We start from the raw sequence: 19,913 nt of genomic DNA, 5'->3' as shown, positions 1-19,913 counted from the left end.
GATCATTAGAACCCGCAGCTACCGCTGTCACACCAGCACGCCAGGGCGTACTGTTCACAACAGGTTGAGTTCACAGCCGCCCGGAACTACGTCAAAGACGTGTGAGGCGCGCGAGCTCCCACACATCACGGGCCTTCCCACTTGACCCTGCTTGGCGTGATCCACAGTACGAATACTCGTTCACTGATGGAGTCACTATGTCTGTCACTCATACCACCGCACGCTTGCACACCCGCTGGATCGACGACACCGTCGGAATCATCACAGTTCACGGTGAGCTCGATGCATCCAACTCCGCCGCCTTCGCCGACCGTGTCGACGAATCCGCCGCCGCCGGCACGCAACTGGTCGTGGACCTGAGCTCACTGGAGTTCTTTGGAACAGCGGGGTTCTCCGCGTTGCACACCATCAACGTCCGGTGCGCCAATGCCTCGGCACGATGGGCGATGGTGACCGGCGAAGCCGTGTCGCGGCTGATGCGGGTCTGCGATCCAGACCACACGTTGCCGGTCGTCGATTCGATCCCCGAGGCGATCGAACTCCTCGACGGCGAACCCCGTCGCCTACTCCAGTTGGTCGCGGAGCCGAGCTAGCGACTTGGCCAGCAGGCGGGAGACGTGCATTTGTGAGATGCCCACGCGCTCGGCGATCTGGGTCTGGGTGAGTGACTCGAAGAACCGCAGCAGAAGTACGGTGCGTTCCCGCTCTGGCAATTGTTCGAGCAGCGGGCGCAACGCTTCGCGGTTTTCGATCTGGTCCAGGCTCAGGTCGACATCACCGAGGGTGTCCATGATTGCCGGCGCGTCCTCGTCGCTACCGCTACCACCGCTGTCGATTGACAGCGTGTTGTAGGAACTGCCGGCGACCAGGCCCTCGATGACCTCTTCGCGCTCCATCTCCAGTTCCTCGGCGAGTTCGGATGCGGTCGGTGCCCGCCCCAGCCGCTGGGACAGCTCCGAGGTCGCCGCACCCAGCCGCAGGTGTAACTCCTTGAGCCGGCGCGGCACCTTCACCGACCAGCTGTTGTCACGGAAGTGACGGCGCACTTCGCCCATGATCGTGGGCACCGCGAACGACACGAAGTCCGAACCGGTCTCGACGTCGTAGCGAATGACGGCGTTGACCAGACCGACGCGGGCCACCTGCACCAGATCGTCACGGGGTTCACCGCGGCCGTCGAATCGACGCGCGATGTGGTCAGCCAGCGGAAGGCAGCGCTCCACGATGCGGTCACGGTGGCGCTGGCGCTCTGGGGAGTCAGGATCGAGTTTCGCCAAGTCCCGGAACATGTCCGGGACGTCGGCGTACTCCGAGTTCGTCCGTCTCGACGAACTGTCCGTGGCTCGGGAAGTCACCGCCCGGAGCCCGCCCGCCTCGTGGTCAGGGTGATGCCGAAAACCTGCCCCTCGCCGCCGGGCTCGTGACCGTTGTGGAACGTCTGCACATCATCGGTCAGCGAGCTCAGCACGTGCCAGCTGAAGCTGCCGGGGGTGACAACGTCAGAGGTGTCGCAGGTGGTCGAGGCCTCCACGACGACCACGTCGTCGTGCGCATCGACTATCACCACCAGCGTCGCCTTGGGCGACGCTGAGCGGATCAGCCTGGTGCAGGCCTCGTCGACGGCCAGCCGCAAATCTGCGACGGCGTCGAAATCCAGGTCTTCAAACGTGCCGACTGCACCGACCACGGTGCGCAGTACGGCAAGGTTTTCCAACCTGGCAGCAACCCTCAATTCGACAGCGCCGACACCCCGTTGTGTCGCGCTACCTCGGCTTTCGGCATCGTTCATGTGGCCTCCCGGCAATGTCGACCCGACATTACTCCAGGTGCTAGCCACGGTCGTGTACTGACCGGGTTGGCGTGCACAGCACTGCCCAGGAAGTCGTCGTCATGGTGGCCACCTCATACCCAGCCAACGGCATACGCCAAACCTGCCGGTCGCAAATTCTCGTTCGGCCGAGTTGTGAGGGTGCTCACGACCCGACCGGCGAGCCCGTGATTCGCAGGGCTCGAAGTCGTCCCGCCCCACCCTGCGCATGCTCGCCGACGGGAACGCGGTGCGGCAGATCACAGGTAGCTGACGCCACACCTGCCGCGCTCGAGTGCCTCCGACGTGCGGCGCTCGAGTGGCGACCGCCCGCGGTTGGCGCGAATGGACGGTCCACGCCCGGGCACTGGCGGAGCGGCTCCGTATCGACAGATCTCGAATCGTCAATGTCCCTGTGGGACAACGCCTACCCCGTTGGCGATCTTGGTCAGCGGGCGTCAAAGCTTGCGCCACCGTAAATTTCGGTTTTGGCGAACCTCGCCGAATCAGAATCGGGTTGTGCCCCCGAGTAAATTGGCGGGAATGACCGATCGCCAATCATTCTTGGACGACGTGCCCGTCACCGATGCCATCGAGCAACATCTGCCGGCGGCCGAGGCAGCCGACCCGGACAGTGCCGACCGCGATCAGAATGAATTCCGGGAATTAGCCAATGTTTGACCCGATGGCTCCCCTGGGTACAAACCCCACCGGGGAAACGGAACCTCAGCAAAGGGGGTAGGAGATGTCGAGTGCCACTGCGGCAAGATCCGATGTCGATGACATTCGGTTCTTTCGGCCCAGTCGGTCCTGCGCCTACGAGGGCTGGACCGTCGCTGAGCTCAAGAAGAGAGCTAAGCAGCTTGGAATTTCGGGCTATTCCGGACTGAGCAAGGAAAATCTGATCTCACTGATCCGAAGTTATTGACGGAAGGGACATTTCATGTCCGACGACCATGGGAACAGCGGATCGGCAGAGGACCAAGGGCAACGGGTCAGCGGCCGGATAGCTCCCACACGCTCGCCGACATCTGGTCGGTCATCCTCGTCACGGTGACCTGGCCGCCATCGTCGCCCTGGCAGGCCATTGCTTGCACGATGGCATTGTTGCGCAGCCTGGCTTCGGCGTAGCAGGTCCAGTCGAGTGGAATGCCGATTTGCTGCTTGTTCCAGCGCACGGTGTCTGAGCTGATCTCGGGAACAGTGAACTTCCACGCGGCATCCCCGCCGGTGCTCAAGGCCCGTTGACCGTCACAGGCCTTGGCGTTCTTGGTGCCGGTCGCGAACTGTGCTGCCGCCGACTTCGTGTCGGGATAGACCGCGACCGCCTCGGCCACGACGTGGTCGTGCCGGTCGCCATCGGTGAACAACAGGACGTGTAGCCCCAGCCACTTGTCGCCGAGGAACGCGGCCATACCGGCGGCGTCGAGCGCCGAACAGGCGGGTACCGCAGAGGATCCGGGGATGGGCCGGGTCTGGTCGGCATCGATCTGAAGTTTGACCCCGACAATGTCATGGAGCTGCGCGGGGCCGATCATCACCTGGTCGGTGTCGTCGGCACGCAACGGCTTGATGCCCTGGGCGGGGTTGGACACCGCCGTTCCGGCGACGGTCTGCGCGCATCCGGCGAGCACCACCGCCGCCGCGCCGAGGACACCGAGGACCGGGGGCAGCCGCATTCCCCGAATGCTAGACCGCTGCGAGCAATACCTCTCTCAAGGCGGCCAGCGCGCGGTCGATCTCCGCACGTGTCACAGTGAGCGCGGGCCGGAATCGCACGCTGTCCGGACCGCTGCCGAGCATGATCACACCGCGCTCCCACAGCGCGCTCAGCACGGCGTCGCGCCGCTTCGTGCTGGGCAGGCTGAAAGCGCACATCAGTCCCCGGCCCCGCACGTCGCGGACCTCATCGGGTAGCCGGCGGGCGAGGTCGCCGAGTCCGGCGAGCAGGTGGGCGCCCATCTCGGTGGCGTTGGCGAGCAGCCCATCGGCCTCGATCACCTCGAGGATCCGGCGCGAGCGCACCATGTCGACGAGGTTGCCGCCCCAGGTCGAGTTGATCCGGGAACTGACCGCGAAGACGTTGTCGGCGACGTCGTCGACGCGCCGGCCGGCCATGACGCCGCACACCTGCGTCTTCTTCCCGAATGCGACGACGTCCGGGGCGAAGCCGAGCTGTTGGTAGGCCCACGCGGTGCCGGTGATGCCGCACCCGGTCTGCACCTCGTCGGCGATCATCAGTGCGTCGTGCTCGTCGCACAGCGCGCGCATCGCCGCGAAGAACTGCGGTCGGAAGTGCCGGTCGCCGCCCTCGCCCTGGATGGGTTCGACGAGGAAGCAGGCGATGTCGTGCGGGTGAGCATCGAACGCCGCACGGGCCTGGCGCAGCGAGTCGGCCTCCAGCGCAGCCATGTTCGCGTCCGGACGCAGGTACGGGGCGTCGATGCGCGGCCAGTCGAACTTGGGGAACCGCGCAACCTTGACCGGGTCGGTGTTGGTCAGCGACAGGGTGTAGCCGCTGCGCCCGTGGAAGGCGCCGTGCAGGTGCAGGACTCTGGTGCCGAGCGCGGGGTCGATCCCGCGGACCTCGTTGTGCCTGCTCTTCCAGTCGAACGCCACCTTGAGGGCGTTCTCCACCGCCAGTGCGCCGCCGTCGACGAAGAACAGGTGCGGCAGGTCGGGATCGCCGAGCACCCGGGCGAACGTGTCGACGAAGCGTGCCATCGGCACGGTGTAGACGTCGGAGTTCGACGGCTTGTTGATCGCGGCTTGGGCCAGCTCGGCGCGGAACGCCACATCGTCTGCCAGCGCGGGATGGTTCATGCCCAGCGCCGAGGAAGCGAAGAAGGTGAACATGTCGAGGTATCGCGCGCCGTCGCGGGCGTCGACCAGACACGAGCCCGACGACCGCTCCAGATCGAGGACCAGATCAAACCCGTCGGCCAGGATGCTGCGGGCCAGAACGGTACGCACATTCGCAGGTTCGACGGCGCTGTGCCGGCCGGCAGTGGACACCGACACCACGTCGTCTCGCGACAAGAGTTCCGTCATGAGGCGATCGTATCGTAATTTTTACGATATCCTAGCGCTGTGGTTGAATTATTCCAGCAGTGAGACCCTCTCACTGTAAAATGTATTGAGAATGATGGTGCTTCGGGTACGCACGTTCGCGGCGGTCCGGATCTGTTGCAGCAGGCCCTCCAGCGCCCGCGGCGACGTCACACGCACGAACAGGACGTAGCTCTCCTCGCCGGCCACCGAATAACACGCCTCGATTTCGGCGATGTGTTCCAGTCGGGCGGGGGCATCATCGGGTTGGGAAGGATCGAGAGGGGTGATCGCCACGAACGCCGACAGCAGGTGCCCGAATGCCTCGGGGTCCACCCGGGCGCTGTACCCGGTCACCACCCCCCGGGACTCCAGCCGACGCACCCTCGATTGCACCGCCGAGACCGATAGCCCGGTTGCGGCGGCCAGCTCGGCGAGTGTGGCCCTGCCATCAGCGACGAGTTCACGTACCAGCGTGCGATCGATCTCGTCGAGATCGTGCGCCGGCTCTGTGCTGTCCGCCATCGCCGCAGACTATCCCGGCGGCATTTCATGAACGCACCTGACGTGGCGATCTGGCAACTGCGGGCCCGCTTCGCCGCGGCGTTATCGACGATGTACGGCATCGAGGTTCCGGCATACACCACGCTCGTCGAGGTCGCCGAGGCCGTCAACCGCGACTATGTGGCTTGCCACCCGCAGGCGCAGCGACTCGGATCGATCGAGCGGGTCACCGCGGAACGCCACGGGGCGATCCGGGTCGGCACACCGGGCGAATTGACCGACGTCGCAGACCTTTTCGCGGCGTTCGGCATGTACCCGGTGGGCTACTACGACCTGCGCGAGGCCGCATCGCCAGTACCGGTGGTATCCACCGCGTTCCGGCCGGTGGACGCCGCGGAGTTGGCACGCAACCCGTTCCGGGTGTTCACCTCGATGCTGGCCACCAGAGACGGCCGGTTCTTCGACACCGACTTGCGCCGACGAGTCGACGAATGCTTGCGCAGCCGAACACTGTTCGACCCCGGCCTGATCGCTGACGCCCGCCGGATCGCGGCCGACGGCGGCTGCAACGCCGATGCCGCGGCGGACTTTGTACCACGGGCGGTAGCCGCGTTCGCCTTGTCCACAGAACCGGTCGACCGGGCCTGGTATGCCGAACTGACCGCGGTTTCTGCCGTCGCCGCGGATATCGCCGGGGTGCCCACCACCCACATCAACCACCTCACCCCGCGGGTGCTCGACATCGATGGCCTGTACCGGCGGATGAGCGAACGCGGGGTCACGATGATCGAGGCGATTCAGGGACCGCCGCCCTGCGAGGGCCCCGCTGTCTTGTTGCGTCAGACGTCGTTTCGCGCGCTTGCCGAGCCGCGCCGCTTCCGCGAAGCCGACGGCACCGTCGTCGACGGCACCCTGCGAGTCCGTTTCGGGGAGGTGGAGGCCCGCGGTGTCGCACTGACCCGCAAGGGCCGCGAGCGCTACGACGCCGCGATGGCGAGCGCCGATCCGGCCGCCGAGTGGGGCGACTACTTCCCCGCTTCCGACGACGAGATGGCTTCGGCAGGGCTGGCCTACTACCATCGCGGCGACGCGAACGCACCGGTGGTCTACGAGGACTTCCTGCCCGCGTCGGCGGCCGGGATCTTCCGGTCCAATCTCGACGCCGACACCGAAGCCGCCGCCGTGGCAGACGATTCCGGCTATGACATCGACTGGATGGCCGGCACGATCGGCCGCCGAATCCACGACCCGTACGACCTCTACGACGCGACCGCCCAGGAGGCCCCCGCATGAGCACCACCACCGCCACCTCGCTGCCCACCGCCGCGGACCTGCGCGCCGCCGTGCGCGCCGCATTCGAGGCGATCGGTGCCCGCACCGACCTCGCCGAGCCCGGCGGGCACGGCCTGCAGGCGAGTACACCGGTGACCGGTGACATCCTGTTCACCGTCGCCGAGACCACACCCGAGCAGACGAGGGGTGCGATCGCCGAAGCTGCACAGGCATTTTCAACCTGGCGCACCACCCCCGCCCCGGTTCGGGGCCAGCTGGTCGCGCGACTGGGTGAATTACTGCGCGAGCACAAGGCCGACCTGGCCACCCCGGTGACCGTCGAGGCCGGCAAGATCACCTCGGAGGCCCTCGGCGAAGTCCAGGAGATGATCGACATCTGCGAGTTCGCGGTCGGATTGTCGCGTCAGCTGTACGGGCGCACCATCGCATCGGAACGCCCCGGGCACCGGCTGATGGAAACCTGGCATCCGCTCGGGGTGGTCGGGGTGGTAACGGCGTTCAACTTCCCGGTCGCGGTGTGGGCGTGGAACACCGCGGTGGCGCTGGTATGCGGGGACACGGTGGTGTGGAAACCCTCCGAGCTCACCCCGCTGACCGCGATCGCTTGCCAGGCGCTTATCGAGCGGGCCGCAACTGATGTCGGGGCGCCGGCGCACGTGAGCCGGCTGGTGCTCGGCGGCCGCGAGGTGGGCGAGGCCCTGGTCGACGATCCGCGGGTGGCGTTGGTGTCGGCGACCGGTTCGGTGCGGATGGGCCGGCAGGTCGGTCCCCGTGTCGCCGAGCGGTTCGGCCGGGTGCTGCTGGAGCTCGGTGGCAACAACGCTGCCGTCGTAACACCTTCTGCCGACTTGGATTTGGCTGTGCGCGCCATCGTGTTCTCGGCAGCAGGCACCGCTGGCCAGCGCTGCACCACACTGCGGCGGCTGATTGCGCACTCCTCGGTGGCCGATGCGCTGGTCGAGCGGATCGCCGCCGCGTACCGCACGCTGCCGATCGGCGATCCGGCGGCCGACGGAACGCTCGTCGGACCGCTCATTCACGAGACCGCCTACCGCGACATGGTCGGCGCCCTGGAGCAGGCCGAGGCCGACGGCGGTGAGGTCATCGGCGGCCAGCGCCATCACGTCGACGGGGCAAGCGAGGCCTTCTACGTCGAACCCGCCGTGGTGCGGATGCCCGCCCAGACCGACATCGTGCACCACGAGACGTTCGCACCCATCCTCTACGTGCTGACCTACGATACGCTCGACGAGGCGATCGCACTGAACAATGCTGTGCCGCAGGGTCTCTCATCGGCGATCTTCACCACCGACGTTCGGGAGGCTGAGCGGTTCCTGGCCGCCGACGGCTCGGACTGCGGGATCGCCAACGTCAACATCGGCACGTCCGGCGCGGAGATCGGCGGGGCATTCGGTGGCGAGAAGCAGACCGGCGGCGGCCGCGAATCCGGCTCGGATTCGTGGAAGGCCTACATGCGCCGCGCCACGAACACGGTCAACTACTCCTCGGAGCTACCGCTGGCTCAGGGCGTGCACTTCGGCTGATCGTGGCAGCGACGCTGTTGTACATGTGTCAAAATGTCCGCATGTCGGAACCACCCGCCCGTCGCCGCCTGTCGCCGGATGACCGGCGCAACGAGCTGCTCGCCCTGGGCGCTGAGGTGTTCGGCCAGCGCCCGTACGACGAGGTCCGCATCGACGAAATTGCCGAGCGCGCCGGGGTCTCGCGGGCGCTGATGTACCACTACTTCCCCGAGAAACGGGCGTTCTTCGCCGCCGTCGTCCGGGCCGAAAGTGAGCGCCTGTTCCAGGCCACCAACACCCCGGCGACCGCGGGCCAGACCTTGTTCGATCGGCTGCGTACCGGCGTGCTGGCCTATATCCGCTACGACGAGGAGCATCCGCACGGCGCGTGGGCGGCCTACATCGGGATGGGCCGCACCGACCCGGTGCTGCGCGGTATCGACGACGTCGACAACGAGCGCCAGATGCAGCGCATCATGGCCGCGATCACCGGCGTGGTACACGGGGATCTGGACTCCAAGGTCGAACGCGACCTGCGGGTGGTCGTGTACGCCTGGCTGGCGTTCACCTTCGAACTGTGTCGCCAGCGGGTACTCGATCCGTCGGTCGACGCCGACCACCTGGCCGACTCCGGCGCCCACGCCCTGCTCGACGCGATCAAACGGGTGCCGAGCATCCCGGCCGCACTCGTCGAGGCCGTCAACGCATGACCGCGAACACCAGGATCAAAGCCGGCGACCTGACCCAGGAACACGTCGGGAAGTTCGTGAGCATCCACGACCCCGAGTCGGGCTACGTCTACGCGGCCAAGATGGTTCGGATCGAGCGCCGCGAGGACGGGAATTCGCCTGGTGTCTCCATCTGGTTGGAACACCCGTCGCTGCCCTCGGGCCGACGAGCCCGCGGCGGACTTGCCCACGTGCGCTTCGAGCAGGAATTCGAGCTGGTCGACACGGCCTGATTGGTCAGCGCAGCGTGGCGAAGAAGGCCCGAACGTCCTCGACGTACAACTCCGGCTGTTCGAACGCGCCGAAGTGCCCGCCGCGCGGCATGTCCGTCCAGCGGGTCACGTTGTAACTGTTCTCGCACCAGCTCCGCGGGGGACGCATGATCTCCTTCGGGAATCGCGCTATCCCGGTGGGCAGCTCGACCTTGCCCTGGGCGCCGAAGAACCGGAAGCTCTCCCAGTACAGGCGGGCCGAGGAGGTCGCGGCATTGGTGACCCAATAGATCATCACATTGTCGAGCAGTTCGTCCCGGGTGAGCGCGTTCTCGGGATGCCCGTCGCAGTCCGTCCACGCCCAGAACTTCTCGATGATCCAGGCCAGCTGGCCCACCGGGGAGTCGGCCAATCCATAGCCAAGGGTCTGCGGACGAGTGGACTGCTGTTTGGAGTATCCGGAATCCCAGTTGGCGTAGTACTGCCCCGCCGCAAGCGCGTCTTGCTCTTCCGGCGTGGGATTGTCCAGACCGCCGCTCGGAAAAGCCACCGGCATGTTGGTGTGGATGCCGATGCAGTTACCACCGTTGCGGCCGATCTGCGTGGTCACCGCCGCACCCCAGTCACCGCCCTGGGCGCCGTAGCGCTGATAGCCCAACCGCGTCATCAGGGTGTCCCACGCGTGCGCGATCTTCTCGATCCCCCAGCCGGTCGAGCTCGGCTTGCCGGAGAATCCGTAGCCCGGCAGCGACGGGCACACCACATGGAAGTCCGCGGTCAGCGGTTCGATCACCTTGCTGAATTCGACCACCGAACCGGGCCAGCCGTGGGTGATGATCAGCGGCAGCGCATCGGGGTTCGAGGAGCGTTGGTGAATGAAATGGAGGTCCAGTCCGTCGATTTCGGTGACGAACTGATCGAACCGGTTGAGCGCGGCCTCGCGCTGGCGCCAGTCGTATCCATCGGCCCAGTAGGTGGCCAGCTCGCGGGTGTAGTCCAACGGGATGCCCTGAGACCAGTCGTCCACGCATTCCCGCTCGGGCCACCGGGTGCGGGCGAGCCGGTCATGCAGATCGGCAAGCACCTCATCGGAGACCGCGATCCGGAACGGGCGGATATCGGTCACCAAAAGCCGAATGCGGGGAACCCGTAGAACTCGTCCTCACCCGGGAACTGCTGAGGCGTCGCGTTCAACTCGGTGTTGCCCGGCGTGGCACATTCCGTGGTCTGGCCGCCGCTGATGGAGTCACCGTTGACCGTTTCGCACTGCGGAAGCTGCGAGTTGGTGCCCGTCACGTCCGCTGCAGCGACCGGGGCAGACAGGATCGCGGCCGCGGCGCCGATGCCGGCGACGGGCAGAAGCAGAAGCTGACGTAGCTGTGGCATGAGATGTCCTTATCGTCGTTTCGCTGATCGTACCCAGTCGCTACCGCATGGTGACAGCTGTGAGTTGTCTACACTGCCACCTATCCGAAAGTCACAACATAGGAGCCGCATGAAGTCTGCTACTCGTTCTCTTGTTCACGCCGCCGTAGCGGTTGCGGGCTCCGGCGGGCTCTTCTTCGGCACGGCGGGAACCGCGGCCGCAGACCCGATCCCGGGCTGCAGCGCTGGTGATGTGACGGCAGTGATGACCGGCGTTTCGGCCTCGATGACGACGTATCTGTTCACGCATCCCGACGTCAACGACTTCTTCACCGGCCTGCAGGGACTGTCGAAATCCGCTGCCAAGCAGCAGACCCACGACTACCTTGCCGCCAACCCACAGGTGCGGGATGAGCTCACCGCGATTCGCCAGCCCGGTGTCGATCTGCGCAACCGGTGCAACATTCCGTTGAAGGCCGACATCGCCGGGGTTATCTAACTACCGCGCGTCGATCCAAAGCGTCACTTCGACGCTTCGAGCGCGGCTAGTGTCTGCGCTCATGCGGTTGGTGGTCGATCTCAACAAGTGCCAGGGGTATGCCCAGTGCGTCCCGCTGGCGCCAGAAGTCCTCGAGCTGGTCGGCGAGGAGGCCCTGGCCTACGACCCCAACCCCGACGACTCGCAACGTCAGCGCGTTCTGCGGGCGGCGGCGTCCTGCCCCGTGCAGGCCATCATCGTCGAGGTGGAGCCGCCGTCGGATCGGGACGCGAAATGAATCCCGGGGCGCGGGGCACCTATTCCTTCGACGAGATCGTCACGAAGTTCCGGGCCGAAGGTCGAATCGCCATCGTAGGCGCATCTCTGACCGGCCTGCGTGCGGCGGAGGCCTTGCGGGAGAAGGGTTTCAACGGTTCGCTCACCATTGTCGGCGACGAACCGCACGAACCCTACGATCGCCCCCCGCTGTCCAAACAGGTACTCAAGGGCTGGGTCCCCGCCAACCACACCAAGCTGCCCCGACTGCGGCCGGTGGACGCCGACTGGAAACTGGGGGTGGCTGCGGTCGGCCTGGACCGGATCAACCACGTCGTCAAGCTGGCCAACGGGGAGAACGTCGAGTACGACCGGCTGTTGATCGCCACCGGAACCCGTGCGCGGCCCTGGCCCAACCCCGCGGAGGGTGCATTACAGGGCGTCTTCACCGTGCGCACCGTGGAGGACGCCGCGGGTCTTGCCGCGGCGCTCAAGGCCCGCCCCAAGCGGGTGCTGATCGTGGGCTCCGGGTTCGTCGGCTCGGAGATCGCCTCGGTGTGCCGCGACCTCGACCTTGCGGTGACCGTGGCCGAGCGCGGCAGGGGCCCGCTGATGGGAGCGCTGGGCGGGGTGATCAGCGAGATCGCCGCGGGCATGATGCGCGACGCGGGAGTCGATCTGCGCACGGGCGTGGCGGTGGAAAGTCTCTCGGGCGACAACGCCGGACACGTGCGTCAGGCCCATTTGTCTGATGGCACCGCCATCGACGTCGACGTCGTGGTGGCCTCACTCGGCTCCATCCGCAACGTCGAGTGGCTCGACGGTGCCGGGCTTGCCGCCGGCCAGTGGGGTGTCGGCTGCGACGCCGGTTGCCGGGCGTTCGACATCAACGGCGTCGTCACCGATCACATCTTCGTCGCCGGCGATGTCGCGCGCGCCCCGCACGTGCTCTACGACTACGAATTCATGTGCCAAGAGCATTGGGACAATGCTGTTTTCGGCGCCCAAGTGGCCGCCAACAACATGATCAACCTCGAAGTCGGCCGGGTGCCGCACCTGCCGCTACCGTCGTTCTGGTCCGGCCAGTTCGGCGTCAACATCAAGAGTGTCGGGGTGTGCTCCTACGGTGATGAGATCGTCTTCACCCAGGGGTCGCCGTCGGAGCGCCGCTTTGCCGCCGCATACGGCAGACGCGGCCGCATCGTCGGCGCGGTCACGTTCAACCACGGAAAGTGGTTGCCCTACTACGCCTCGCTGATCGAGAAGTCCGCACCGTTCCCTCCCCCGCCCCCCGGCTACGACCGGCCCGCGGATACCGAGGTGATGCCGGCGCGTTTCCCCGATCCGCGAGAGCCCGCGGGCAATCCCGATGTCGTGCTGACCGGACACGACCCGACCTCGCGTGGCGCCGAATACCGGCCGCGCGTTTAAGGAGTGCGCATGGATGCCGCAACCGCCTGGGCCGAGGCGATGAAGTTCGAGAACCGGCCGAACCCCTACCCGTACTTCGAGGAGTTGCGCAAGACACCGGTGGCCAAGGTCTCGGACAGGACCTACGTCGTGACCGGCTATCCGGAAGCGGTTGCGCTGTCCCATGATCCGCGGATCAGCTCCGACATCAGCCGCAGCCCATCGGGTCTGTTCGGTGAGAAGCCGGCCCAACTCGAGCCTGAGGAAGCCGTCCAGGCCCGCGACATGAGCATGCTCGTGTCCGACCCGCCCGACCACGACCGCATGCGCCGGCAGTTCATGCGTCACTTCGGTCCGCCGCACTCCCCCGACCTGATCCCGAGCATGGAAGGTATGGTCGCCGACCTGGCCAACGGCCTGCTGGACAAGGTCGCTGAAAGGGCCAGAGTCGGCGGCGGCAACCGGATGGATGTCGTGGAGGACTTTTCCTACCCGATCCCGGTCTCGGTGATATTCCGGGTGCTCGGGGCGCCAATGGCCGACGAAGCGATGTTCCACACACTCGTGACGGATTTCATGCAAGGCGCCGACCTGGGACCGGAGCGCGACACCGAAGTCGGCCGGGCCGCGGCGGCGAAGGCCGCCGCGAGCATGGCCGAATTGAGTTCCTACCTTCATGATCTCGTCGAGCGTCTGAGCCGTGAGCCGGCCCCAGGCTTGCTATCGGCCGCCCTGCATGACGACGGACCCGACGGTCCGGTGTCGAAGTCGGTGGCGGAAGCCAACGCGTCGCTGCTCCTGATCGCCGGGCACGATTCGACGGTCAACACCATCAGCAACTGCGTGATGACGTTGCTGCGCAATCAGGGTTCGTGGGAGCTGGTGGCAAACAACCCCGAATTGATCCCGCGCACCATCGAGGAGGTACAGCGTCTCCAGGGCGCGGTGCAGTTCTTCCCGAGCCGGTGGGCGACCGCGGACATCGAGATTGGCGGGACGCGGATCCCGGCCGGGTCGGCGGTATTCCTGGTCTGGGCGGCGGCCAACCGCGACCCGCGCCGGTTCGAGAACCCAGACCGTTTCGACCCGACCCGGGAGGACAACGAGCACCTCGGCTTCGGCAGCGGAATCCACACCTGCTTTGGCGGACCGCTGGCCAGGCTGGAGATCAACGTCGCTCTAGAGATCTTCCTGCGCCGGGTGCGCTCCCCACGACTGGTCGTCGACCCGCCGCCCTATCGGCACAATCAGGTGTTCCGGGGGCCGCAGCATCTATGGGTGGATTTCGCGTCGATCGACCCGTAGCAGAGAGATACCCTTCTCGAATGCGCTTGTCGTGGCCACTGATCGGCCGCACCGGGCAGATGAGAACCATCGAGTCCGCGATCGCGACCCCCGACGTTGCGGGTGTCGTCGTGTCGGGTGCCGCCGGGGTCGGAAAGACCCGGATCGCCCGGGAGGCACTGGGTTTTGCTCAGTCGCGGGGATTCGAGGTCAGATGGGTCGTCGGCGCGTCCTCAGCCCGGTCGATTCCGTTAGGCGCCTTCACGGCCTGGACCAAGCCCGGTGCAACTGAGACCGTCCAGTTGGTGCGCGGGGTCATCGATTCGTTGGTCTCCCCGGGGAAGAACGCTCGCGTAGTGCTGGCGGTCGATGACGCGCATCTGCTGGACGATCTGTCCATTTTCGTCGTCCATCAGCTGGTACAGCGCAACGCCGCCACGGTGGTCTTGACCGTGCGGGATGGTGAGCCGGTCCCCTCCCCACTCCAGGAGCTGTGGACGTCAGCCCAGTTCGATCGCCTCGACGTCCAGCCGCTGTCACTTGACGAGACCACGGCGGTTCTCACCGCGGCTCTTACCGGACCAGTGGAAACCATTTCATCGCAACGACTTTGGAAGTTGACGGGCGGCAACGCCCTATACCTGCGCAATATCGTCGAGCAGGAGGTGGCAGACGGTCGACTCGCACTGCAGCGCGACACCTGGCATTGGAGCGGCGATCCTGCGCTGCCCGCCGACCTGATCGGGTTGGTAGAGTCCCGGATCGGCACGCTACCTGCCCCCGTCGGCGACGTGATCGACGTACTGGCCGTTGCCGAACCGATGGATCTGGACACGCTCATGGGAATCACCGACCCGGCAGCGATCGAAGAGGCCGAGATCCGCAACCTCGTCACACTCGAGCCTAGCGGCGGCAGAGTCCAGGTTCGGGTGGCCCACCCGATCTACAGCGAGGTGCGGCGGCGGCGTGCCTCGCTGTACCGGCTACGGCGACTTCGCGGTCTCGTCGCCACCGAACTATCCAAAGCTGTTGACGCCGATGATATTCGGTCCGTAGTGAAGCGGGCGGCGTTGGGCATGGAGTCCGATCTGGCCCCCGACCCAAGCCTTCTCGTTCGGGCGGCTCACGGCGCGGTGTGGATGGCGGACCTACGACTCGCCGATCGACTTGCCGAGGCAGCAGTTGCCGTCGGAGCCGGACCCGAGCCCAATTTCGTTCGAGCACACGCACTTTCCTGGCTATCCCGCGGCGAAGAAGCCGACGCCGTACTCGACGCTGTGACCACCGGCGAGCTCACCGACGTCGACCAGGCCCGCCTCACCTTCCTGCGCGCCAGCAACATGCTGTGGGCACTCGGCAACTCGGGACGGGCGATCGAGATCGTCGACCAGGCATCCGGCATCACGACACCGCAAGCACACAGCTACCTGGACGCCTTTCGCATGGTGCACTGGTTCGCCACCGACAACCCGCAGGCCGCCAAGCGGGCGGCGAACAAGCTTGCGCTCGCCGACTTGCCCCCGGTTGTGGGTGCGGAGATCGGCTGGGCACTCACCGTCATCTCGGGCGAGGCAGGACAGACCGCCGAGGCCGAGGCCCACGCGGAGGCCGGATACCAAGCCGCCACGCGCCGGTTCGACGCCCCCCAGATGCGGTTCAACATCGCCGACGCACACCTGACCGCACTGTTGCTGGCCGGTCGTGTGCGCGAGGCCGTTGCGGTGGCCGACGGCGTGCGCCGGCAAGGCGACGACCTTCCCGGCGACGCTCACTTATTGGGCGCCGCGGTGGCCGGCCGGGCGGCGCTCGGCGCGGGACAGCTCGACTCCGCGTGCCGACTGCTGAAGCAGGGAACCGTCGGGCTGTCCGCCGCCGGCCATGTGATGGGCTGGGGGTTCCGCTACAGCGTCGTACTCGTGACCGCACTCGCGATGCACGGCGACACCGACGAGGCGGCCGCACGGCTCGCCGACCTCGACCACATTCGGCGCCCGTTCAGGTCGCTGGACTATGAGCGGAGCCTGGCCCGGGCGTGGGTGGTGGCGAGCCAGGGCGCGGTCAGCGAAGCGATCGGCAACTGCTTGTCGGCGGCCGAAAGGGCTTCGCAGAATGGTCAATTCGGCGCCGAGGTGCTCTGTCTGCAAACAGCCACCCAGTTCGGGGATCGGACCAGCGCCTCGCGGCTGGCGGAATTGGAGTCGATTGTCTCCGGTCCGAGGGCCGGACTGGCCGCCCGCTTCGCTGCGGCTCTACGAGATGGCGATGGCAGCGAACTATCCTCGGTTTCAGAGGGTTTCGAAGAGCTGGGCGATCTGGTCACCGCCGTCGACGCCGCTGCGCACGCCGCGCTGGCATACCGTCGTCACGACCAGCGCGGGTCAGCTCTTGGGTGTTCGACCCGCGCTGCGGCGGTGGCCGAGCGCTGCGGTGGGTTGGTCACTCCGGCGCTGCGCCAGGCCGCCGAACCGCTGCCGCTGACCGACCGGGAGCGAGAGATCGCGATGCTGATCGGTCAAGGGTTGTCCAACCGCGCGATCGCCGAGCGGCTGACGCTGTCGGTGCGCACCGTCGAAAGTCACGTCCTGCGGGCCATGGCCAAGACCGGAACCAGCAGCCGCGAGGAGCTCGCCGCATTGGTGGGCCGCTCACCCCGTAAATTGCAGTAGTGCACTACTGCACGCATCCGCACCGGTCCGGGCAATGATGTATCTCAGAGCTGCATCGGGAGAGCCGGTGAGCGCTGACTCCGGCCCGCTGGGGGGACCGGCTGGAGTTAGCGCTCACCCACGTCCATTGCCGTGGCCCAAGCGATATGACCGTCATAGCCGAGGGATTCGGCCATGGCACGATAACGACGCACCCAGTCGCGGTATGACGGGTCGGCGCGTGCCCGGGCCAGCAGTGCCCGCAACCGCAGCAGCGTGACTTCACGGATCGCCGACACGTCGTCCGGCTTCATGCCAGCGATCTGATCGATCGCCAGTTCGGCATCAGCCAAGTCTCCGTCGGCTCCACGGTCGATCAATGTCTCGACTAGATTCGCAACGCCGGCAACGAAATACCCGAGCCGAGACTCCCGATACAGCTCGTCCACGGCTTCTCGCATCACCGTGATGGCGGTGTCACGGTCGCCGACCCTGGCGCGATCCCGGGCAACCCACAACGCGGTGACGGGAACCAACGATGGGATGCGCACCCGCAACAGGGCGAGAGCCTTCTCCATCAGCTCCAGGCCACGCTGCCGGTCGGGCAGGTCGTCGCGATGCGCCAAGGTGACACCCAACCCGTACTCGGCGAGAAGCAGCACGTAGTCGTTGCCAAGTCGTTCTGCGGTCTGCACCGCGTCGTCGCTTGCCTGTACGGCGACGTCGTCGGCAAGGAGTACCCCGTAGGCGATCTCGATGCAGTAAGTCCAGGCGAGAACATAGCCAAAGGTCGCCGGATCGGAGTTCCGCGCCATCGCACGGGCAACGTCGAGGTCCTCGCGCCATCCCGCACGGCCCAGCCACCACCGGGCCACGCCGCGGAAGGTTATCGCGGCCGCCAGTGGTGACCCGAATCCGAATTCGTTGCCCTTGGTGGCATCACCGGCCGCCAGGTCGATGACCGTCTGCGTCCACCGCAACATCTCATCGAATTCGCCCTGATCGAACCAAGTGGCGAATGCGACAAATCCCAGGCCGACCGTCAGGTTGGCATCACCGATCGACTCGAGCAGCGCCATCTGCTCGGATGCCAGCCTCGCGGCCTCGCCGCCACGACCAACGTAGAGGTGCTCGGTGACCAGCCCCGTCATACCGATCGCCAGCGAGACCTTGTCTCCCGCGATAGCGCACAACTGCCTCAGCTCGGCGAACCGCCCTCGACTCTCGTGAGCGGCTTTGGCGTGAAAATCGGTGGCGCACAGCATTGTGAGCGGTGCGATGCGCATGGACAGCTCTGTCGGTCGGTCTTCGGGGAGTCGTTTGCCAATGCGGTATGCCCGGTCCCAGCGCAGCCGGGCGGCGGTGATGTCACGCTTGACTGACCATGCGGCCGCCCGCATCTGCCAGCCGTAGGCCGCGTGCAGATCGCCTGCTGAGTCAAGATGTTCGGCGATCAGAGCCGCGTTTTCGTCCACCGAGTCTGGCGCAGACCGCTCGATCGCAGCGGCCAAGCGCCGATGCCATTCGCTGCGACCGGATTTCAGCTGCGCTTCGTAGGCCACGGCGCGGATCAGGGGATGGTGGAAGGCGTATTCAGCGGCCGGGGTGAACTGCACCTGGTCGATCAGCTCGGTGTTCAGCAGTTCGGCGAACTCAGCGTCGACGTCGAGCGCGGCCAGTAGGTCTGCGCCGAAGCGCTCCCCGATCACCGATGCCGCGTTCAATGTGTATCGCGCCGCTGGGCCCAACCGATCGATTCGTGCGGCGATGGCCGCCTGTACCGTCGCGGGCACGGTGACCTCGGAAACGTCTCCACGACAGCGGTAGTCGCCGCGTTCGCCGGCCAAAACCCCGCGCTGCGCCAGTTCGCGCACTATCTCCTCGGCGAAGAACGGGTTGCCGGCCGCCCGATCCGCGATGATGGCCGTCAGATCGGACATCGCTGGATCCGGTCCGAGCAGCTCGTCCAGCAGCGCTGCAATATCCGAATCACCCAGGGGGGCAAGCTGTATCACCCGAGAGCCGGGAGCTTCCACCAGCGCTCCAGCATATTCGGGGCGGGAGGTGATCAGCACCAACGTGGGTGACTGGTCGATGACGGCGAGGAAGTCGCACAGCATCGACTCGCTGACCGCATCGATCCACTGGACGTCCTCGACGATCACGAGCGCGGGTCGAGTACGCGTCAACGACGCACTGTGGACCAGTGCGGTAAGACGCCGCCGCCGGGCATCTGGCTCAATGACCGGCAGCACGGCTTCGGGATCAGCGATACCGAGCAGGTCGTCGAGCAACTGCACATCCTGCGGGTCGGCCTCGGGCACGACACTCCGTGTTCGGGCACGCGCGTCTTGACCGTCGAGGTCCGCGACGCCGGTGGCTGCCCGCAACAACCGCGCGATCACCCCGAACGAGATGTCGCGTGCATGTGATTCGCAGAAGACCCAGATCACCTCGAATCCACGCGCCGTCGCCAGTGCTGCTGCCTCTCGGGCCGACCGGGACTTTCCGATTCCGGGCGGCGCCACGACGTTGAGGACGCCGCCGCGCCCGTCGGTTGCGGAATCGAGTGCCGCCTCGATGGCGGCCATCTCGTCGCTGCGACCGACCAGGCTCGATTGGACGCGGCCAATCCCACCACTGCGTGGCCTGATGCCCAGCAGCTGCCGCACCGCAACAGGCTGATCGGCTCCCTTGATCCGCACCTGATCGAGTCCGCCCAGCATCACCAGGTCCTCGACGAGGCGGGCGGTCGATTCTGACAGCATCACCCCACCCGGCGGCGCCACGGATTCCATCCGCTGCGCGAACCCGACCGTCTCGCCGATCGCGCGGTATCCGAACGCCCCCGACCCGATCTCCCCGGCGATCACGCGCCCGGAATTCAGACCCACCCGCACGCGGAAGTCGATATCGTCCCGCTGCTTCACCTCGGCCGCCAGCCGGGCCGCCTCGCCCTGGACCTCCAGGGCGGCCATGCAGGCCCGGAACGCATGGTCCTCCAACGCCACCGGGGCGCCGAACAGCGCCATGACCCCGTCGCCGTTGAACTCCACGGTCCCGCCGTAGCGGCGCAGCACCGTCGTCGACCGTTCCACCAGCTCGGTCATGACCTCGCGCAACCGCTCGATGTCCAGGGCGGCCGCGATATCCATCGACCGCTCGACGTCGGCGAACAGCACCGTCACGTGCTTGTACTCCGCGGCATCGGTGTCAGTCGCCAGCCGCACCCCGCAGGCACCGCAGAACCGGGCACCTGCCGGTGCCTTCGTCCCGCAGGACCGACACATTGCCGTCGCCGACGTCACTTCACCCCCGAACCCACAGCCCTCGCGGCCCG

The 19,913-nt window shown here is 66.5% G+C and carries 20 protein-coding genes; 12 read left to right on the top strand and 8 right to left on the bottom strand.

Going from position 1 to position 19,913, the window contains the following annotated elements:
* Window positions 1-197 precede the first annotated feature (197 nt).
* A complete protein-coding gene (locus G6N38_RS17955; RefSeq protein WP_163749442.1) occupies window positions 198-593 on the top strand; it encodes an STAS domain-containing protein in 396 nt (131 codons plus the stop codon).
* Here G6N38_RS17955 and G6N38_RS17950 read toward each other — a convergent pair.
* Window positions 564-1,355 (bottom strand): RNA polymerase sigma factor SigF, encoded by a 792-nt coding sequence (locus G6N38_RS17950; protein ID WP_163749441.1) that lies wholly within the window; start codon window positions 1,353-1,355, stop codon window positions 564-566. The genes G6N38_RS17955 and G6N38_RS17950 overlap by 30 nt on opposite strands.
* Window positions 1,352-1,789, bottom strand: a complete 438-nt coding sequence (locus G6N38_RS17945; RefSeq protein WP_163749440.1) for an ATP-binding protein — start codon at window positions 1,787-1,789, stop codon at window positions 1,352-1,354. Before G6N38_RS17945 ends, G6N38_RS17950 begins: the two co-directional genes overlap by 4 nt.
* A 561-nt stretch (window positions 1,790-2,350) precedes the next feature.
* Between G6N38_RS17945 and G6N38_RS17940 the strand changes: the two genes are divergently transcribed.
* Window positions 2,351-2,488 (top strand): hypothetical protein, encoded by a 138-nt coding sequence (locus tag G6N38_RS17940; protein ID WP_163749439.1) that lies wholly within the window; start codon window positions 2,351-2,353, stop codon window positions 2,486-2,488.
* A 64-nt stretch (window positions 2,489-2,552) separates the two neighbouring features.
* Window positions 2,553-2,735 carry a Rho termination factor N-terminal domain-containing protein gene (locus G6N38_RS31250; RefSeq protein ID WP_108059995.1) on the top strand — a complete coding sequence of 61 codons (183 nt, stop codon included), beginning with the start codon at window positions 2,553-2,555 and terminating at the stop codon, window positions 2,733-2,735.
* 67 nt (window positions 2,736-2,802) lie between these two features.
* On the opposite strand, the gene G6N38_RS17930 is transcribed toward G6N38_RS31250, so the two are convergent.
* From G6N38_RS17930 to G6N38_RS17920, 3 genes are read right to left on the bottom strand one after another with little or no spacing between them, the layout of a single operon-like run.
* A complete protein-coding gene (locus G6N38_RS17930) occupies window positions 2,803-3,486 on the bottom strand; it encodes a sensor domain-containing protein (RefSeq protein ID WP_163749438.1) in 684 nt (227 codons plus the stop codon).
* A 10-nt stretch (window positions 3,487-3,496) separates the two neighbouring features.
* A complete protein-coding gene (lat, locus tag G6N38_RS17925; RefSeq protein WP_163749437.1) occupies window positions 3,497-4,858 on the bottom strand; it encodes an L-lysine 6-transaminase in 1,362 nt (453 codons plus the stop codon).
* A gap of 48 nt (window positions 4,859-4,906) precedes the next feature.
* Complete coding sequence (locus tag G6N38_RS17920) at window positions 4,907-5,380, bottom strand: Lrp/AsnC family transcriptional regulator (protein WP_163749436.1); 474 nt, start codon at window positions 5,378-5,380, stop codon at window positions 4,907-4,909.
* A 27-nt stretch (window positions 5,381-5,407) separates the two neighbouring features.
* Here G6N38_RS17920 and hglS point away from each other — a divergent pair, with 27 nt between their 5' ends.
* From hglS to G6N38_RS17900, 4 genes are read left to right on the top strand one after another with little or no spacing between them, the layout of a single operon-like run.
* Entirely contained in the window at window positions 5,408-6,652 is a 1,245-nt protein-coding gene (gene hglS / locus G6N38_RS17915; RefSeq protein ID WP_163749435.1) for a 2-oxoadipate dioxygenase/decarboxylase, read from the top strand.
* Window positions 6,649-8,196 carry an L-piperidine-6-carboxylate dehydrogenase gene (gene amaB / locus G6N38_RS17910; RefSeq protein ID WP_163749434.1) on the top strand — a complete coding sequence of 516 codons (1,548 nt, stop codon included), beginning with the start codon at window positions 6,649-6,651 and terminating at the stop codon, window positions 8,194-8,196. The genes hglS and amaB overlap by 4 nt, the downstream gene beginning before the upstream one ends.
* Window positions 8,197-8,237: 41 nt before the next feature.
* Window positions 8,238-8,885, top strand: a complete 648-nt coding sequence (locus G6N38_RS17905) for a TetR/AcrR family transcriptional regulator (protein WP_163749433.1) — start codon at window positions 8,238-8,240, stop codon at window positions 8,883-8,885.
* Window positions 8,882-9,136 (top strand): hypothetical protein, encoded by a 255-nt coding sequence (locus G6N38_RS17900; RefSeq protein ID WP_163749432.1) that lies wholly within the window; start codon window positions 8,882-8,884, stop codon window positions 9,134-9,136. Before G6N38_RS17905 ends, G6N38_RS17900 begins: the two co-directional genes overlap by 4 nt.
* A gap of 4 nt (window positions 9,137-9,140) precedes the next feature.
* Here G6N38_RS17900 and G6N38_RS17895 read toward each other — a convergent pair whose 3' ends face one another.
* Both G6N38_RS17895 and G6N38_RS17890 read right to left on the bottom strand, forming a co-directional pair.
* Window positions 9,141-10,232 (bottom strand): epoxide hydrolase family protein, encoded by a 1,092-nt coding sequence (locus G6N38_RS17895; protein WP_407662998.1) that lies wholly within the window; start codon window positions 10,230-10,232, stop codon window positions 9,141-9,143.
* A 5-nt stretch (window positions 10,233-10,237) separates the two neighbouring features.
* Window positions 10,238-10,501, bottom strand: coding sequence for a hypothetical protein (locus tag G6N38_RS17890; RefSeq protein ID WP_163749430.1), 264 nt, complete (start codon window positions 10,499-10,501; stop codon window positions 10,238-10,240).
* Window positions 10,502-10,610: 109 nt separating this feature from the next.
* On the opposite strand from G6N38_RS17890, the gene G6N38_RS17885 reads away from it, so the two are divergent.
* The 5 genes from G6N38_RS17885 to G6N38_RS17865 all read left to right on the top strand — a co-directional run bounded on the left by G6N38_RS17885 (window position 10,611) and on the right by G6N38_RS17865 (window position 16,594).
* Window positions 10,611-10,979 carry a heme-binding protein gene (locus G6N38_RS17885; RefSeq protein WP_163749429.1) on the top strand — a complete coding sequence of 123 codons (369 nt, stop codon included), beginning with the start codon at window positions 10,611-10,613 and terminating at the stop codon, window positions 10,977-10,979.
* A gap of 61 nt (window positions 10,980-11,040) precedes the next feature.
* A complete protein-coding gene (locus G6N38_RS17880) occupies window positions 11,041-11,256 on the top strand; it encodes a ferredoxin (RefSeq protein ID WP_163749428.1) in 216 nt (71 codons plus the stop codon).
* Window positions 11,253-12,665 carry an NAD(P)/FAD-dependent oxidoreductase gene (locus G6N38_RS17875; RefSeq protein WP_163749427.1) on the top strand — a complete coding sequence of 471 codons (1,413 nt, stop codon included), beginning with the start codon at window positions 11,253-11,255 and terminating at the stop codon, window positions 12,663-12,665. The genes G6N38_RS17880 and G6N38_RS17875 overlap by 4 nt, the downstream gene beginning before the upstream one ends.
* A gap of 9 nt (window positions 12,666-12,674) precedes the next feature.
* Window positions 12,675-13,949 carry a cytochrome P450 gene (locus tag G6N38_RS17870; RefSeq protein WP_179968409.1) on the top strand — a complete coding sequence of 425 codons (1,275 nt, stop codon included), beginning with the start codon at window positions 12,675-12,677 and terminating at the stop codon, window positions 13,947-13,949.
* Between the two features lie 20 nt (window positions 13,950-13,969).
* A complete protein-coding gene (locus tag G6N38_RS17865; protein WP_163749425.1) occupies window positions 13,970-16,594 on the top strand; it encodes a helix-turn-helix transcriptional regulator in 2,625 nt (874 codons plus the stop codon).
* A gap of 107 nt (window positions 16,595-16,701) precedes the next feature.
* On the opposite strand, the gene G6N38_RS17860 is transcribed toward G6N38_RS17865, so the two are convergent.
* A complete protein-coding gene (locus G6N38_RS17860; RefSeq protein WP_163752085.1) occupies window positions 16,702-19,863 on the bottom strand; it encodes an adenylate/guanylate cyclase domain-containing protein in 3,162 nt (1,053 codons plus the stop codon).
* Window positions 19,864-19,913 lie beyond the last annotated feature (50 nt).

Source organism: Mycolicibacterium helvum (assembly GCF_010731895.1).
Classification (GTDB): Bacteria; Actinomycetota; Actinomycetes; order Mycobacteriales; family Mycobacteriaceae; genus Mycobacterium; species Mycobacterium helvum.
This window is presented reverse-complemented; position numbering and strand designations above follow the sequence as displayed.